The following is a 15,458-nucleotide window of genomic DNA, read 5'->3' on the forward strand; positions in this document are numbered from 1 at the left end:
TGAGCTGCGAGGAACAGACATGACCACCACCACGTCCGGTGCCGCCGAGGTAGAACTGGCCATCGGCGGCATGACCTGCGCCTCGTGCGCCGCCCGCATCGAGAAGAAGCTCAACCGCATGGACGGCGTCGAGGCGACCGTCAACTACGCCACCGAGAAGGCGAAAGTCACCTTCCGCGAGGACGTCGCCGTGACCGACCTGATCGCCACGGTCGAGGCCACCGGTTACACCGCGCGCGAACCCGAGCCCCTGCGTGCCGAGCCGGAGCGGGCCGACCGCTCGGCAGGCCCGGCGGGGGAGGGCCCCGACGAACTCCAGCCGCTCCGGCAACGGTTGACAACCGCGATCGTGCTCGCCGTGCCGGTGATCGCGATGGCGATGATCCCGCCGCTCCAGTTCGAGTACTGGCAGTGGCTGTCCCTGACCCTGGCGGCGCCCGTGGTGACGTACGCCGCCTGGCCGTTCCACAAGGCCGCCTGGACCAACGCCCGCCATGGTGCGGCGACCATGGACACCCTGATCTCCGTCGGCACCTCGGCCGCGTTCCTGTGGTCGGTGTGGGCGCTGTTCTTCGGCACCGCCGGCATGCCCGGCATGACCCACCCCTTCGAGCTGACCATCGCCCGCAGCGACGGCGCCGGGAACATCTACCTGGAGGCCGCGGCCGGCGTGACCGCGTTCATCCTCGCCGGCCGCTACTTCGAAGCCCGGTCGAAGCGCAAGGCCGGCGCGGCGCTCAGGGCCCTGCTGGAACTGGGCGCGAAGGAAGTCACCGTTCTCCGCGGCGAGCGTGAAGAACGCATACCCGTAGCGGAGTTGAAGGTCGGCGACCGCTTCCTCGTCCGCCCCGGCGAGAAGATCGCCACCGACGGCACCGTCGTCGAGGGCGCCTCCGCCGTGGACGCCTCGATGCTCACCGGCGAGTCCGTCCCGGTCGAGGTCACCGTCGGGGACGCCGTCACCGGTGCCACCCTGAACGCGGGCGGGCGGCTGGTCGTCGAGGCCACCCGGGTCGGTTCCGACACCCAACTCGCCCGGATGGCCAAGCTGGTGGAGGACGCCCAGAACGGCAAGGCCGCGGCGCAGCGGCTCGCCGACAGGATCTCCGGAGTCTTCGTTCCCGTCGTCATCGCACTGGCCCTGGCCACACTCGGCTTCTGGCTCGTCGACGGCGCGGGACTGACCGCCGCCTTCACCGCCGCGGTCGCCGTCCTGATCATCGCCTGCCCGTGCGCCCTGGGGCTCGCCACACCGACCGCCCTCATGGTCGGCACCGGGCGCGGCGCGCAACTGGGCATCCTCATCAAGGGCCCCGAGGTCCTGGAGAGCACACGCAAAGTCGACACCGTCGTCCTGGACAAGACCGGCACCATCACCACCGGCCGCATGACCCTGCTGGCCGTGCACCCGGCCGACGGCACCGACGAGACGGACGTCCTGCGGCTCGCCGGCGCCCTGGAACATTCCTCCGAGCACCCGATCGCCCAGGCGGTCGCCACCGGAGCCGCGAACCGCGTGGGCACCCTGCCGGTCCCGGAGGACTTCGCCAACATCGCCGGACTCGGTGTCCAGGGAGTCGTCGAGGGCCACGCCGTCCTCGTCGGGCGCGAGCAGTTGCTGGCCGAGTGGGCGATGTCCCTGCCCGACGACCTGCGGCGGGCCAAGGAGGCCGCCGAGGCGGCCGGTCGTACGGCCGTCGCGGTCGCCTGGGACGGCGAGGCGCGAGCCGTACTCGAAGTCGCCGACGCGGTCAAGGAGACCAGCCCCGAGGCCATCCGCCGGCTGCGTGCCCTCGGCCTGACCCCCATGCTGCTCACCGGCGACAACCGGGCCGTCGCCGAGGCCGTCGCGGCGGAGACGGGCATCGCACCCGAGCACGTCATCGCCGAGGTCCTGCCGCAGGACAAGGTCGACGTCGTCAAGCGCCTTCAGAGCGAGGGGCGTTCGGTCGCCATGGTCGGTGACGGCGTCAACGACGCGGCGGCGCTCGCCCAGGCCGATCTGGGCCTGGCGATGGGCACCGGAACGGACGCCGCGATCGAGGCCGGCGACCTGACCCTGGTCCGCGGGGACCTCCGGGTCGCGGCCGACGCCATACGGCTCGCCCGCAGGACGCTGGGTACCATCCGCTCCAACCTCTTCTGGGCCTTCGCCTACAACGTCGCCGCGCTTCCGCTGGCCGCGGCCGGACTGCTCAACCCGATGATCGCGGGCGCGGCGATGGCCTTCTCCTCGGTCTTCGTGGTCGGCAACAGCCTGCGCCTGCGCCGTTTCCGGGCCGTCGGCCACTGACCTCCCGCCGGGAGCCGTGAGCGGTGCGCGGGCATCGCGGCAGGGCCTCCGCCGTTCCTCCAGGGGCGGCGGGCGCCCTCGGCTCACCCCTCATCGATCGAAGGGATCCGATGATGACGCATCCGCCGGCCCCGTCCGCTCCGTCGGCTTCATGGGCCGTGCTTCGCAAGGGAGTTGCCCATCCGGTGACGCGTATGGCCGCTGTGGCCCTGCTTCAGGCCCTGACCGCGCACATCGGCCGGACGGAGCCCTCGGGAGCACGGCCGCCTCAGTGCGGCTGCGGGGTGTCCGTAGGGTGAGTGACGTGACAACCCGTGCACAACAGCGCCGTGAGTGACCGTCGGTGGGGCGGTGGCGGGCGCTGCTCGTGCTCGGCCTGCTGGCCGGGCTGTTGGGCATGCACACCCTCGCGCCGGGCTGTGCGGCAGCGGTCGGTGCTCGTCACGCCTACGCATGGCCACGACCGAGAAGGCCAACGGCCGTTACGCGCCGGCCAGGAAGACGGCCGACGACATCATGACCGCGCAGAACACCGAGATCGAGGAGATGAACAAGCTCCTCGGCAAGAGCTGATCCGGGACGACTCGCGGCCCTCCTGACGCCGTACGCGGTCGCAAGTCGCAAGTCGCAACTCGCAACTCGCCAGGAGCCGGGGGCCGGTGGCCCGCCTCCGGCTCCTCGTGACGGTCAGGCGCGGTCGGCCGGTGCGGGGGAGGGGAGCCGGAAGCGCGGGTGGGGCTCGGTGCCGCCCTCCGCGAGGTCGGCGAGCATACGGCCCAGCAGCGGCGTGAACTTGAAGCCGTGCCCGGAGCAGGCCGTGCCGACGACCAGCGGGCCCACCCGGTCCAGCAGGAAGTCCTCGTCGGCCGTGCTGGTGTAGAGGCAGGTCGTCTCCGTGGAGACGACCGGTTCCAGACCGGGCAGCCGCTCCGCCGCGAACGCCAGGACCCGGCCGCGGGCGGCGGCGTCCACGATCCCGTCCCGGGTCTCCGGGTCCACGACCCGCCCGCCGAGGTGTTCGGCGACCTTGACGCCCTCGTCGGCCGTGGGCATGCCGTAGACGATGCCTCCGTCCTCGTGCTGAAAGCTGAAGGCGGGCCAGGCGGCGTCCGGATCGCGCCGCGGCAGGTGGAAGACCTGCTCTTGAGTCACCGTCAGCTCCGGCAGTGTGACGAGACCGTCGAGCAGCCGGCTCGTCCACGGGCCGACGGTGACGACCGCGACCGGTGCGGTGAACGTGCCCGCGGGCGTGCGGGCACGGACTCCGTCCGCGTGGGTCTCCAGCGCGGTCACCGGTGTGTGGTACAGGATCCGGCAGCCGGAACGGGCGGCAAGGCCCTGGAGCGCCGGGAGTGTCGCGTCGGGATCGACGCGGGCGGCGTCCGGGTGGAACAGCACGTCACCCGGGAGGGCGAGCTGCGGCCAGCGCGACCGCGCCTGGTGCTCGGTGAGCACCTCGAAGTCGGCTCCCGCACCGGTCAGCGCGGCGGCGGCCTGCTCCAGGCGCTCCGCGCGGCCGCCGTCCACGGCCCCCACGGTGGAGATCAGATCGCTGTCGCTCTCGGACTCGAGCCGGTGCCACATGCTCAGCGCCTCGGTAGCCATGCGCACGTACAGGGGATCCGTGTAGGTCAGCCGCAGCAGCCGCGACCTGCCGTGCGAGCTGCCGGCCCGATGGCCGGGTGCGAACCGCTCCAGCAGGCAGACGCGGTGGCCGCGCTTCGTCAGCTGCCAGGCGGCGGCGGAGCCGGCGGCACCCCCGCCGACGACGAGGACGTCATAGTGGTCGGCTGTGCCGGAAGCGTGCATGGGGCCCCTTTCGTGTGTGCCACCGCGGCCGTCCGTGTTCCTCGCGCCTCTTGGATGTAGTGAACACACCGTATACATCGCATCCACAAGGGGCAATGGGTTGGTGGCCCGCCGCTCGCATCTCAGCTGTAGTCGCAAACAGTTCTTCGCGAAGAGGTCTTTGCGAAGAACTGTTTGTGGTCTACCGTGCGTGGCATGACCGGAACAGGAGCGGGCCCGGAGGGGCCGCACATCGAAGCGGACGAGGTGGTTCTGGATGCCAAGGGGCTGCGTGCCCTGGCGCATCCGGTGCGTGTGCAGGTGGTCGGGCTGCTGCGGAAGTACGGCCCGTCGACGGCCACCCGCCTGGCGGAGCGGCTGGGCGTGAATTCCGGTACGGCCAGCTACCACCTCCGGCAGCTCGCCGCGGCCGGCTTCGTCGAGGAGGACTCCGAACGCGGCAACGCGCGCGAGCGCTGGTGGCGTTCGGTGCACCGGACGACCTGGTTCAACGACCGGGAACTGGCCGAGCGTGAGCCCGAGGCCGCACTGGCCTACCAGCAGTCTGTCGCCGCCATCTACACCCTGCGCAGTCAGCAGACCCTGAACGGGCTTCAGACGATGCCCCGCGCATGGCGGAACACCTTCGACATGAGCGACTGGGCCCTGCGGCTCACGCCCGAGGAAGCCGCCGCCCTGTACCGGGAGTTGACGGAAGTCATCGCGCGCTACCGACGAGACGCTCCGGAGACGGCGGCAAGTGCCCCCGAGGGAGCCGAACGGGTAGCCGTGATCACACAGATCCTGCCCGAACTGGATGCGCCTGCCGCGTCGTCGCCCCCTTCCGGCCCTCAGGAAGCGGAAGGAAGCCCGACGTCATGACCCACGACGCCTCGGAGGCCGGCGGCATACCCACGAAGAGGTCCTTACGGCCGCTCGTCGGGGTGCTGGCGGCCATGGCCGTGTCGCTGACCGGTACCCGGGTCTCCGTTGTGGCACTGCCCTGGTTCGTCCTCGTCACAACCGGCAGTGCCACCCAGACCGGACTCGCCGCCTTCTGCGAGATGACCCCCTACGTGCTGGTCAAGGCCTTCACCGGACCGCTGGTGGACCGGATCGGCCCGCGGGCCGTTTCCTGGACCACCGATCTGGCGAGCGCGGCCGCGGCCGCCGCGGTTCCCCTGTTCCACACCCTGGACGTGCTGTCCTTTCCGCTCCTGCTGGCCCTGGTCGCGCTGATCGGCGCGGCCCGGGGACCCGGCGACCTGGCCAAGGAGGTGATGGTCCCCGAGGCGGCCGAGCGCGGCCGGGTGCCACTGGAGCGGGCCACCGGTCTGGCCGGTGTGACCGAACGGCTCGCCTCCACCCTGGGCCTGGCGGCCGGCGGCGCGCTCGTGGGGCTGCTCGGCCCCCTGACCGGACTGGTCGTCAACGCCGGCTGCTTCGCCCTCGGATCGGTGATCATCGGGCTGTCGCTGCCGCCCGGCATGGGGCGTGCCGCAGAGGAGCCGCCGTCGCAGGCCGCCGGGGCGGCCGAACCGGGCTACTGGCGGAGGTTCGCGGAGGGCTTCACCTTCCTGCGCGGCGAGTTGCTGCTGCTGAGCGTCATCGTCATGGTCGCTGTCACCAATCTGCTGGACGCGGCGTTCACCTCGGTGCTCGTACCCGTCTGGGCGAAGGAGTCCGGCAACGGGCCGGGTGTGATCGGCCTGGTGGGCAGCGTCATGGGAGGCGCGGCCGTCCTCGGGAGCCTGATCGCCTCGGTGGCCGCGCGGCGGTTGCGGCGCCGACTGGTGTTCTTCACCGGGTTCCTGCTGGCGGGCGCGCCGAGATTCCTGATCCTCGCCTCCGACGCGCCGTTGGCGGCGGTGCTGGCCGTGTTCGCCCTCAGTGGGTTCGGCGCGGGCTTCGTCAACCCGGTGCTGGGAGCCGTCTTCTTCGAACGGGTCCCGCGCCGGATGCTGGGCCGGGTCAAGGCGCTCAGTAATTCCCTGGGCTACGCCGGTATCCCCCTCGGCGGACTGGTCGCGGGGGCGGCGGTGGCCTCCGCCGGACTCGTACCGGTGCTGCTCGCCGGCGGGGCCGCGTACTTCCTCACCACGAGCCTGACCGGACTGCGGCCGGAATGGCGAGAGATGGACCGCCCGGACGGGCGCCGCGCCCCGGAGCGGCGATCCGGGGAGGAGGCCGAGCCGGCTGGTACGAGTGCTGGGGCGTGACGTCCGGACGCGTCGAGGGCCGCGTGGCCGGCCGACTCGACGCGTCCGTCGGGGCCCGCCCCGAGCGTCAGGGGCGGGGTGCCTGCCCGAGGCCGGCGACCGCGCGGCCCATGCGCGTGAGCGCTTCACGCAGGATCGCCGGTGAGGTCGCGAAGTTGAGGCGTACGCATCCCGCGCCGCCGCTGCCGAAGACGTGTCCGGAGCTGAGGGCGACGCGAGCTTCGTCCAGGAACAGCTTCGCCGGTCCGGCGAGGTCGCTCACGATGCCGGGTCCGTCGGTGGGACCGTCGTCGTGCAGTCCCAGCCCGGTACAGTCCAGCCAGGCGAGGTAGGTGCCCTGCGGCGGGACGTACCCCACGTCCGGGAGGTGCTCCTTCACCAGTTCGCCCAGCAGGCTCCGGTTGGCGTCGAGCCCGAGCAGCAGTTCGTCGAGCCAGTCGGCCGCGTCGCGGAACGCCGCCGTGTGGGCGAGGATGCCCAGATGGCTGGGGCCGTGGCCGACCTCTTCGGGCATCCGGCGCAGGTCGTCCGCGGCCTCGGTGCCGGCGATGGCCACGGCGGCCTTGAGACCGGCCAGGTTCCATGCCTTGGACGCGGAGGTCAGCGCGAAGCCGTCCTCCGATCCGGGAACGCTGAGGAAGGGTGTGAAGACGGCGCCGGGCAGCGCCAGCGGGGCGTGGATCTCGTCGGAGACCACCCGGACACCGTGTCGGCGGGCGAGCGCGGCGATCGCCTCGAGTTCCGCGCGGGTGTGGACGACACCGGTCGGGTTGTGCGGGTTGCTCATCAGGAACGCCGCGCGGCGGCCGTGGCGCCGTGCGCGTATGAAGGCGTCCTCGAGGCCGGCGAGGTCGATCCTCAGGTCGGGGCCGAGACGGGCCTCGACGACCTCCCGGCCGTCGTGCGTGACGAACGCGTAGAACGGGGGGTAGACGGGCGAGCAGACGACGATCGCGTCGCCGGGGCCGGTGATCAGACGGAGGACCTCGACGATGCCCAGCATCACGTCGGGCACGAGGCCCGTGTTCTCCACGCGCAGGCCGTCCCACCCCCAGCGCGTGGCGGCGAAGGCGGCGAGGGCCTCGGCGTAGCCGGTGCCGTGGGGGTATCCGGTGTCTCCCAGCGCAACGGCCCGGTGCAGGGCGTCGGCGACGGCGGGTGCCAGGGGGACGTCCATCTCCGCCACCCACAGCGGCAGGACGTCCTCCGGGTGCGCGCGCCACTTCATGCTGGAGCGCTGCCGCAACTGCTCCAGGGACAGCTGGACGAGCGGATCGGTCCGGCCGCCGTCGTCGGGCTCGGCGGCTGCCTGGTGGGTGGACTCGCTCATGCGGTGCTCCCCTCGCCCGGGCGGACCGGGCCTCGGCGGTGCGGTGTGGTCGTCTCGCTGGACGGTACCCCGGCCCCCACGTGCGGGTCAGCAGGTCACCGAGGCGGCCGGCCCCCTCCGTCGCGCGGAACCGCGCGGGTGGCTGCCGGACCGGTCGCCGGTGGGGCGGGCCCCGGCGGGTCGTACGGCCGGACGCGGGCTGAAAGACCGCCCCCGCCCCCGTCCCCCGCCCTCGCTCACCGGAACGCCGCGTGTCCCGTGACCGCCTGCCCGACCACGAGCGCGTGCATCTCGACGGTGCCCTCGTAGGTCAGCACCGACTCCAGGTTGTTCATGTGCCGGATGACGGGATACTCCAGGGAGATGCCGTTCGCCCCGAGGACCGTGCGGGCGGTGCGGCAGATGTCCAGTGCCTCGCGGGCGTTGTTGAGCTTGCCCAGGCTCACCTGCTCGGGCCGGAGCGTGCCGGCGTCCTTGCGCCGGCCCAGGTGCAGCGCCAGGAGCACGCCCTTGGTGTACTCGAGGTGCATGTCGGCCAGCTTCTGCTGGGTCAGCTGGAACGCCCCGATCGGCTTGCCGAACTGGGTCCGCTCCACCGCGTAGGACTGGGCGGCGTACAGCGACGACCGGGCCGCGCCCATCGCTCCCCAGACGATGCCGTAGCGGGCCTCGTTGAGGCAGCTGAGCGGGCCCTTCAGACCGCGGACCTCGGGGAGCACGGCGTCCGCGGGAAGGCGCACCCCGTCCAGGACCAGCTCGCTGGTGACCGAGGCGCGCAGGGACAGCTTGTGCTTGATCTCCGGGGCGGAGAAGCCCGGGGTGTCGGTGGGCACCACGAAGCCGCGCACCCCCTCGTCGGTCCGGGCCCAGACCACGGCCACGTCGGCCACGCTGCCGTTGGTGATCCACATCTTGCGGCCGTCGAGGATCCAGTCGTCACCGTCGCGCCGCGCCCGGGTGCGCATACTGCCGGGGTCGGAGCCGGCGTCGGGCTCGGTGAGGCCGAAGCAGCCGATCGCCTCACCGGCGGCCATGGACGGCAGCCACTGCCGCTTCTGCTCCTCGGTGCCCCACTTCCAGATGGCGAACATCGCCAGCGAGCCCTGCACGGAGACCAGCGAGCGGATGCCGGAGTCGGAGGCCTCCAGTTCGAGGCAGGCCACGCCGTACTCGGTGGCCGACATGCCCGCACAGCCGTAGCCCTCCAGGTGCATGCCGAGCACGCCCAGCGCGCCGAGTTCCTTGGCCAGGCCGCGGATGTCGGGGATGGTGCCCTGCTCGAACCAGTCCGCCACGAACGGGTCGACGTGCTGGCCGCAGAGCTGGCGCACCGAGGCGGCCACCGCCTTCTCCTCCGGGGTGAGCAGGTCGTGCAGTCCGGCGGGGTCGCGGGGGTCGAGCGGGGGCAGTTCGGCCGGTGCGTTCATGGAGTCTTCTCCTGTGGCGGATCAGTGGGTGGGGTCGGTGAGCCAGCGGCGTACGTCGTCGCTGTGCTCGCCGAGACGGGGCGGTGGCCGGTAGCCGGTGACCGGGGTGGCCGAGTACGTGACCGGGTGCCGGATCTGAGGCGGAGACGAGGGGCCGACCCGGACGGTCGGTTCGAGGCCGAGCGACTCGGCCAGGGCGATGCCGTCGGCGATGGTGCCGACCCTTCCGGCCGGAACACCGACCGCGGTGCACCGCTCGATCCAGGTCTCGACCGTGTCGCGCGCCAGGTGTTCCTCGAGCGCCCGGACGAGTTCGCGGCGGTTGCGCACCCGGGCCGGGTTGGTCGCGAAGCGTTCGTCGTCGGCCAGGTCCGGCGCGTGCAGCACCTCGGCCAGCCGGCGGAACTGCCCGTCGTTCCCGCACGCCATGGCCAGCAGGCCGTCCGCGCAGCGCAGCGTCTCGTACGGGGCGATGGACGGGTGCGCGTTGCCCATCCGTCCCGGGGCGCGGCCGGTGGCCAGGTACGCCGAGGCCTGGTTCGCCAGCGAACCCAGCAGGCTGGACAGGAGGTTGACCTCGACCCGCTGGCCCTGCCCGCCCTGCTCGCGGGCCCGCAGCGCCGCCAGGATGCCGATGGCCGCGTCCTTGGCGGTCAGTACGTCGACCAGGGCCACGCCCACCTTCTGCGGGTCGCCGCCGGGGTCGCCGGTGATGCTCATCAGGCCGCCCAGCGCCTGGACGAGGAAGTCGTAGCCCGCCAGTGCCGCGCCGCCGTGGCGGCCGAAGCCGGTCACCGAGCAGTACACGACGCCCGGGTTCGTGCGGCGGACGGATGCGTAGTCGAGTCCTCGTGCGGCGAGTGCGCCGTCCTTGAAGTTCTCCACCAGGACGTCGGCCCGCGTGGCCAGCGTCCGGGCCAGCCGGAGGTCCTCCGGGTCGGACAGGTCGAGGGTCACGGACCGCTTCGAGCGGTTGGCGCACTCGAAGTAGCTGCTGGAGTCGTCCGTCCACGGCGGACCCCAGGCGCGGGTGTCGTCGCCGGAGCCCGGGCGCTCCACCTTGATGACGGTGGCCCCCAGGTCCGCCAGCATCACCGAGGCCAGCGGGCCGGCCAGGACGCGGCTGAAGTCCGCGACGAGCAGGCCGTCGAGCGGCGCCGCGGGCGGATCGACGGGCATGACCATTCTCCGTTCGTTCGGGACGGGACGACCGTTCGGGACGGGACGACCGTACGGAGAAGGCGCGGATCTCTCATTGGATAAAATGCACTTCGCAGAGCCCGCATTGGACAGATCGCACAGGAGTACTCGTGACGGATCTCGCGCAGGAGCACCCGTGACGGTTCCGACGGTGACCTCGCTGTGCCGGGTGCTCGGTACGGATCTCACGCCGGCCGAGGGGTTCGCCGCCTCGGGGCGGGAGGTGTCGGCCGTGCACATCAGCGAACTGCTCGATCCGACCGGCTATCTCAGCGGCGGAGAACTGCTGCTGACGACGGGCCTTTCCCTGCCCCGGAACAAGCTCGGCTGCGAACGGTACGTCGGCCGCCTGGTCGAGGCGGAACTGACCGCGCTGGCCCTCGGCCTCGGCCCGGTGCACGCGGAGGTTCCGGCGCCGCTCCTGGCGGCCTGCCGGAAGCTGGGGCTGTGCCTGCTCACCGTCCCGCCCCCCACGCCGTTCCTGCGCATCACGAAGGCCTACTGGGCCGCCGTCTCCCGCACGGCCGAGCAGCACCTCAAGGACGTCCTGGCGACGCAACGGGCGCTCGTCGACGCGGCCGCGTCCGCCGATCCGGTCGCCACGGTCCTGCGCACCCTCGGCCGGTCGCTCGACGCCTGGGCGGCGGCCTACACACCGGCGGGCGAGGTGGACCAGGTCTTCCCCGCAGGAGCCGCCGAGCAGGCCGAGCGGGTACGCGGGGAGATCGTCCGGCTGGAGGGCGCCGGAGCGCACTCCGCCGCCTCGTTCGCCACCGGGTCGGGAGCGGTGATCGTGTTCCCGCTGGCCGGGCACGAGCGCGCCGCGGGGTTCCTCGCGGTCGGCACCTCGACGCCGCTGGATCCCACGAGGCGCAGAGCCGTGCTGACGGCGTCGGCGTTGCTGAGCCTGGACGCGGTGCGCGGTTCGCGCGCCGAATCCGTGGCCGACGAAGGGCAGCGCTGCGTCGGACTGCTGGTCGGCTTCGGGCACCTGGACGCCGCGCGGCGGCTCGCGGGCGCGGTGCGGGCACCGAGCCCGCCGGACCACGTCCGCGTCCTGGTGGTGAGGGGCCGGGCGAGCGACATCCTCACCGGAGTGGTCCGCCGCTGGTGCCCGGAGGCGATCGCCGTCCGGACGGACGACCGGGCGGCCTGGTTCCTGGTCCCCGCGGACCATCCCCCGACCGCGTGCCTGGAGGACGCGGTACGGCGGGCGGACGCCGACGCCGCGGCCGTCCTGACGGAGGTGGTCCCGGTCGGGCGGGCACCGGCCGTCCGCGCGGTCGCCGCCGCGACGCTGGCGGACCTCGCCCCGGGAACCCGGCTGCTCGCCCACCCGTCGGCGAGGCCGTACGGCGATGATCCGGTCGCGCGCATGGCCGCCGCCTGCGACCGGCTGACCGATGTCCTGCGCCAGGCCCTCGTCGGCTACCTGCGCCATCACGGCCAGTGGGAGGCGGCCTCCCGCGCGCTCGGCGTCCACCGCAACACGCTCCGGCACCGCGTCTCGCGCTGCCAGACGCTGCTCGGCGTGGATCTCACCGACCCGGACGTCACCGCGGAACTGTGGCTGCTTCTGCGCCGCCGGGGGATGGTGTAGGGGAGGGCCGGGGCGCGCCGGGCGCGGTCACGGGTGCCCGCCTGGTGCCGAGGTCGCGATCTTTCGGGAAAACCACTGACGGAAACGCGAACTGGCGTGCACAGCAGGGCCTTCGGAACGTAGTTTGTCGTTGGACAACCCGCGCGACGGAGAACGGACGGTACCCATGACCCACCCCGCGACGAGCCCCGACCCAGCGGCGCACCAGAAGATAGACACGACGGTGCCGCACTCGGCTCGGATCTGGAACTACTGGCTGGGTGGCAAGGACAACTACGCCGTCGACGAGGAGGCCGGCGACGCCTACACCGCCGTCTTCCCCGGCATCGTCACCATCGCCCGCAGCAGCCGCGGCTTCCTGCGCCGCAACATCACCTACCTGGTCGCCGAGGCGGGCATCCGGCAGTTCCTGGACATCGGCACCGGCCTGCCGACGGCCGACAACACGCACGAGGTCGCCCAGCGCATCGCCCCCGAGGCCCGGATCGTCTACGTCGACAACGACCCGATGGTCCTGGCCCACGCCCGCGCCCTGCTCTACTCCACTCCGGAGGGGGCGACCGCCTACGTCGACGCCAACGTGCTGGACCCGGACCGCATCCTCGCGGCCGCCGCCGACACGCTGGACTTCAGCCGTCCCATCGGCCTCATCCTCAGCAACATCCTTGGTCACGTTGCCGATTACGACCAGGCGCGCTCCATCGTCTCCCGGCTGCTGGACGCACTGCCGTCCGGCAGCTACCTCTCCATCAACGACGGGTCCCTGGGCACCGACCCGGACTTCGAAGAGGCCCAGGAGGGCTACAACAAGAGCGGCGCCATCCCGTACAACCTGCGCACCGTCGACCAGATCACGGCGTTCTTCGACGGACTGGAGCTCGTGGAGCCCGGGGTCGTCTCGGTTCCGCACTGGCGTCCGGACCCCGAAGCCCCCGCCGCGGCGCCCGTCGCCGAGCACGGGGGCCTCGCGCGCAAGCCGTGACACCCGTACGAGCCGTCCCGCGGCCGTGACCGGAGCACCGCACCGGCGGTTCGGTCACGGCCGCTGCCGTTGGGCCGCCCGGGGCGACCAGGGCCCGGAGCGCCGGCACGGGTGTGCCCGTCAGGCGGCCCGGTCCTTGCGCAGGAAGCGGCGCAGTCGCCGCAGCGGCCAGGTGTTGATCACATCGTCCGGGGTCAGCCATCCGCGCTGGGCCGTGCCGATTCCGTAGCGCAGGTAGGCGAGGTGGAGGAGGGAGTGGGCGTCGGAGTCGACGGCGAACTTCGCGCCGTGGCTCCTGGCCCGCAGGATGTCCTCGTCGCCCAGGTCGAGGCGGTCCGGCTGGGCGTTGATCTCCAGGGCCGTGCCGGTGCGGGCGCAGGCGGCGAAGACCTCGTCGAGGTCGGCGTCGATGCCCGGCCGCCTGCCGATCAGACGGGTGGTGGGGTGGCCGATGACATGGACGTGGGGGTTCTCGCAGGCGCGCACGAGCCGCCGGGTCATCGCCTCGCGGCCGAGGCCGAAGTGGGAGTGCACCGAGGCCACGCAGATGTCGAAGCCCGCGAGGAACTCGCCGGGCCAGTCCACGTCCCCGTCCGGGCCGATGTTGAGTTCGGTGCCGTGCAGCAGCCGCATCCCGTGGTGCCGGCCGTCCAGTGACCGCACCCGCTCGCGCTGGGCGAGGACCTTCTCCTCGGTCATGCGCTGCATGGCGAGGCCGGGCGCGTGGTCGGTCACCGCGTAGTACGCGTAGCCCCGGTCGGCGGCCGCGGCCACCATCTCCTCCAGCGGGGCGAGACCGTCGGTGAGGTCGGTGTGGGTGTGCAGATCACCCCGGACGTCGTCCTCCGTCACCACCTCGGGCAGCTCACCGCGCAGGCCGGCCTCGATCTCGCCCCGGTCCTCGCGCAGCGTGGGCGGGATCCACGGCAGGCCGAGCCTCGCGTACACCTCGTCCTCCGAGCGGGAGGCGACCCGCTCTCCGTTCTCGGCGTCGAACAGGCCGTACTCGGAGAGCTTCAACCCCAGGTGGACGGCGATCGTCCGGGTGCGGATGTTGTGCGCCTTGGAGCCGGTGAAGTACTGCATCCCGGCACCCCAGGAGTCCGGTCGCACCACGCGCAGGTCGACCTGGACACCCGTGACGGTACGGATCGAGGTCTTCTTCGCGCCGTGTGCGATGACCTCGGCGGTGGAGGGCAGTTCGGTGAGCGCGCCCATGAAGGGCGCCGACCGGTCGGCGGCGACGAGGACGTCGATGTCCCCGATGGTCTCCCTCATGCGGCGCAGCGACCCCGCGTACGCGCACTGCGCGCACCCGGCGATCCGGGAGAGTTCGGCGACGACGTCCTCGGCGGACTCCATGGCGGTGCCCAGCAGGATCCGCTCCCCGGCCTGCTGCATCAGGGCGATGCCGTGCAGGATGTTCTCCTCGGTCCTCTTCCCGAAGCCCTTCAGGTCGCGCAGCTTCTCCGCCTTGATCGCGTCGGCCAGCTCGGCCACCGAGGAGATGTGCAGGTCCTCGTAGAGGGCCATCGCCTTCTTGGGCCCGAGGGTGGGGATGGTGATCAACTGCCGTACCCCCGCCGGAATCCTGGCCCGCGTCTCCTCCACCACCGTGACGTTGCCGGTGCGGAGGTACTCGACGACCTTCTCGGCGATCGACCTGCCCACGCCCGGGATCTCCTTCAGACCCGCGACATCGAGGTGGGAGACGTCGGCGGGGTGGCCGCCGATCGCGCGGGCGGCCTTCTCGTAGGCGCGCGCCTTGAACGCGTCGCCTCCGGTGATGGCGATGAGGTCCGCGTACTCCTGGAGGAGCGCCTCGACCTCCTCGTTGGCCCGAACCACGTCTCACAGTCTAGGAAACGACCCGTCCGGCGGGCCAGGTGCGACGATGACTGCAGGGGGCGAGCCCGACGGCATGCTCACCCTCCGGCCCCGCAGGGAAAGAAGCGCCATGTCCGAAGCCGCCCAGCCGGCCGAGGCTCTCGTGCGGGCCGTTCGCGCGGCCGGAGTCGGTGACGAGCGGCTGCTCCGGGCGGTGCGCGCGACGCCCCGGGCGGCGTTCGTGCCCGCCGCCCATTGCGCGGACGCCTACCGCGACGTGCCGCTTCCGATCGGCCACGGACAGGTGACCACCCAGCCCTCGCTCTCCGCCATGATGATCGACGGCCTCGGCCTGAGCGGGGACGAGCACGTCCTGGAGATCGGTACGGGACTCGGTTTCCAGACCGCGCTGCTCGCCGCACTGGCCGCCGACGTCGTGACCGTCGAGATGCGGCCGGACATCGCGGAGCGGGCACGGCGCAACCTCGCCGCTCAGGGCCTGCGGAACATCGAACTGCGCGTCGGGGACGGCAGCGGCGGGGTGCCGGACCGCGCTCCCTACGACGCGGTCGTCGTGTCCGCCGCCTTCCCGGAGGTACCGGCGCCGCTGGCCGCGCAGCTGCGTCCGGGCGGCCGCCTCGTGCAGCCCATCGGGCCCGGCGGCCGGGAGCAGGTCGTCTCCTTCCTGCGGACCGAGCGGGGACTGGAGCCGTGGCGGACACTCACGCCCGCGTGCTTCGTACGCCTGCGAGGGCGGTACGGCTTCTCCTCCTGAGCCCTCGGACCGCGGGG

At 72.4% G+C, this 15,458-nt stretch carries 11 protein-coding genes; 6 read left to right on the forward strand and 5 right to left on the reverse strand.

The genetic code is table 11. The features are described from left to right. The first annotated feature begins 19 nt into the window (after positions 1-19). On the forward strand, positions 20-2,293 hold the full coding sequence (locus tag ABZ818_RS28530) for a heavy metal translocating P-type ATPase (protein ID WP_361420520.1): 2,274 nt from the start codon (positions 20-22) through the stop codon (positions 2,291-2,293). A gap of 687 nt (positions 2,294-2,980) precedes the next feature. Here ABZ818_RS28530 and solA read toward each other — a convergent pair. After that, entirely contained in the window at positions 2,981-4,102 is a 1,122-nt protein-coding gene (solA, locus tag ABZ818_RS28535; protein WP_361420523.1) for an N-methyl-L-tryptophan oxidase, read from the reverse strand. Between the two features lie 195 nt (positions 4,103-4,297). Here solA and ABZ818_RS28540 point away from each other — a divergent pair, with 195 nt between their 5' ends. Continuing rightward, complete coding sequence (locus ABZ818_RS28540; protein WP_361420526.1) at positions 4,298-4,963, forward strand: helix-turn-helix domain-containing protein; 666 nt, start codon at positions 4,298-4,300, stop codon at positions 4,961-4,963. Next, the gene (locus ABZ818_RS28545) at positions 4,960-6,300 is read left to right on the forward strand and encodes an MFS transporter (protein ID WP_361420529.1); all 1,341 of its coding nucleotides are present in this window, start codon (positions 4,960-4,962) and stop codon (positions 6,298-6,300) included. Before ABZ818_RS28540 ends, ABZ818_RS28545 begins: the two co-directional genes overlap by 4 nt. Positions 6,301-6,367: 67 nt before the next feature. Here the strand turns inward: ABZ818_RS28545 and ABZ818_RS28550 are convergent, their stop codons facing one another. The 3 genes from ABZ818_RS28550 to ABZ818_RS28560 all read right to left on the reverse strand — a co-directional run bounded on the left by ABZ818_RS28550 (position 6,368) and on the right by ABZ818_RS28560 (position 10,236). Beyond that, positions 6,368-7,630, reverse strand: a complete 1,263-nt coding sequence (locus ABZ818_RS28550; RefSeq protein WP_361420532.1) for a MalY/PatB family protein — start codon at positions 7,628-7,630, stop codon at positions 6,368-6,370. Positions 7,631-7,866: 236 nt separating this feature from the next. Next, positions 7,867-9,057, reverse strand: coding sequence for an acyl-CoA dehydrogenase family protein (locus tag ABZ818_RS28555; protein ID WP_361420534.1), 1,191 nt, complete (start codon positions 9,055-9,057; stop codon positions 7,867-7,869). Positions 9,058-9,078: 21 nt separating this feature from the next. Next, the gene (locus tag ABZ818_RS28560) at positions 9,079-10,236 is read right to left on the reverse strand and encodes a CoA transferase (RefSeq protein WP_361420537.1); all 1,158 of its coding nucleotides are present in this window, start codon (positions 10,234-10,236) and stop codon (positions 9,079-9,081) included. Between the two features lie 157 nt (positions 10,237-10,393). Between ABZ818_RS28560 and ABZ818_RS28565 the strand changes: the two genes are divergently transcribed. Together ABZ818_RS28565 and ABZ818_RS28570 are read left to right on the forward strand one after the other, a co-directional pair. Beyond that, a complete protein-coding gene (locus ABZ818_RS28565) occupies positions 10,394-11,857 on the forward strand; it encodes a PucR family transcriptional regulator (protein ID WP_361420540.1) in 1,464 nt (487 codons plus the stop codon). Between the two features lie 166 nt (positions 11,858-12,023). Beyond that, complete coding sequence (locus tag ABZ818_RS28570) at positions 12,024-12,839, forward strand: SAM-dependent methyltransferase (protein WP_361420543.1); 816 nt, start codon at positions 12,024-12,026, stop codon at positions 12,837-12,839. A gap of 120 nt (positions 12,840-12,959) precedes the next feature. Here the strand turns inward: ABZ818_RS28570 and polX are convergent, their stop codons facing one another. Then, the gene (gene polX, locus ABZ818_RS28575; protein WP_361420545.1) at positions 12,960-14,687 is read right to left on the reverse strand and encodes a DNA polymerase/3'-5' exonuclease PolX; all 1,728 of its coding nucleotides are present in this window, start codon (positions 14,685-14,687) and stop codon (positions 12,960-12,962) included. A gap of 109 nt (positions 14,688-14,796) precedes the next feature. Here polX and ABZ818_RS28580 point away from each other — a divergent pair, with 109 nt between their 5' ends. Next, positions 14,797-15,441: a protein-L-isoaspartate(D-aspartate) O-methyltransferase gene (locus ABZ818_RS28580; protein WP_361420548.1), complete on the forward strand. Its 645-nt coding sequence runs from the start codon at positions 14,797-14,799 to the stop codon at positions 15,439-15,441. Positions 15,442-15,458: the final 17 nt, after the last annotated feature.

Source organism: Streptomyces sp. NPDC047453, assembly GCF_040643155.1.
Lineage (GTDB): Bacteria > Actinomycetota > Actinomycetes > Streptomycetales > Streptomycetaceae > Streptomyces.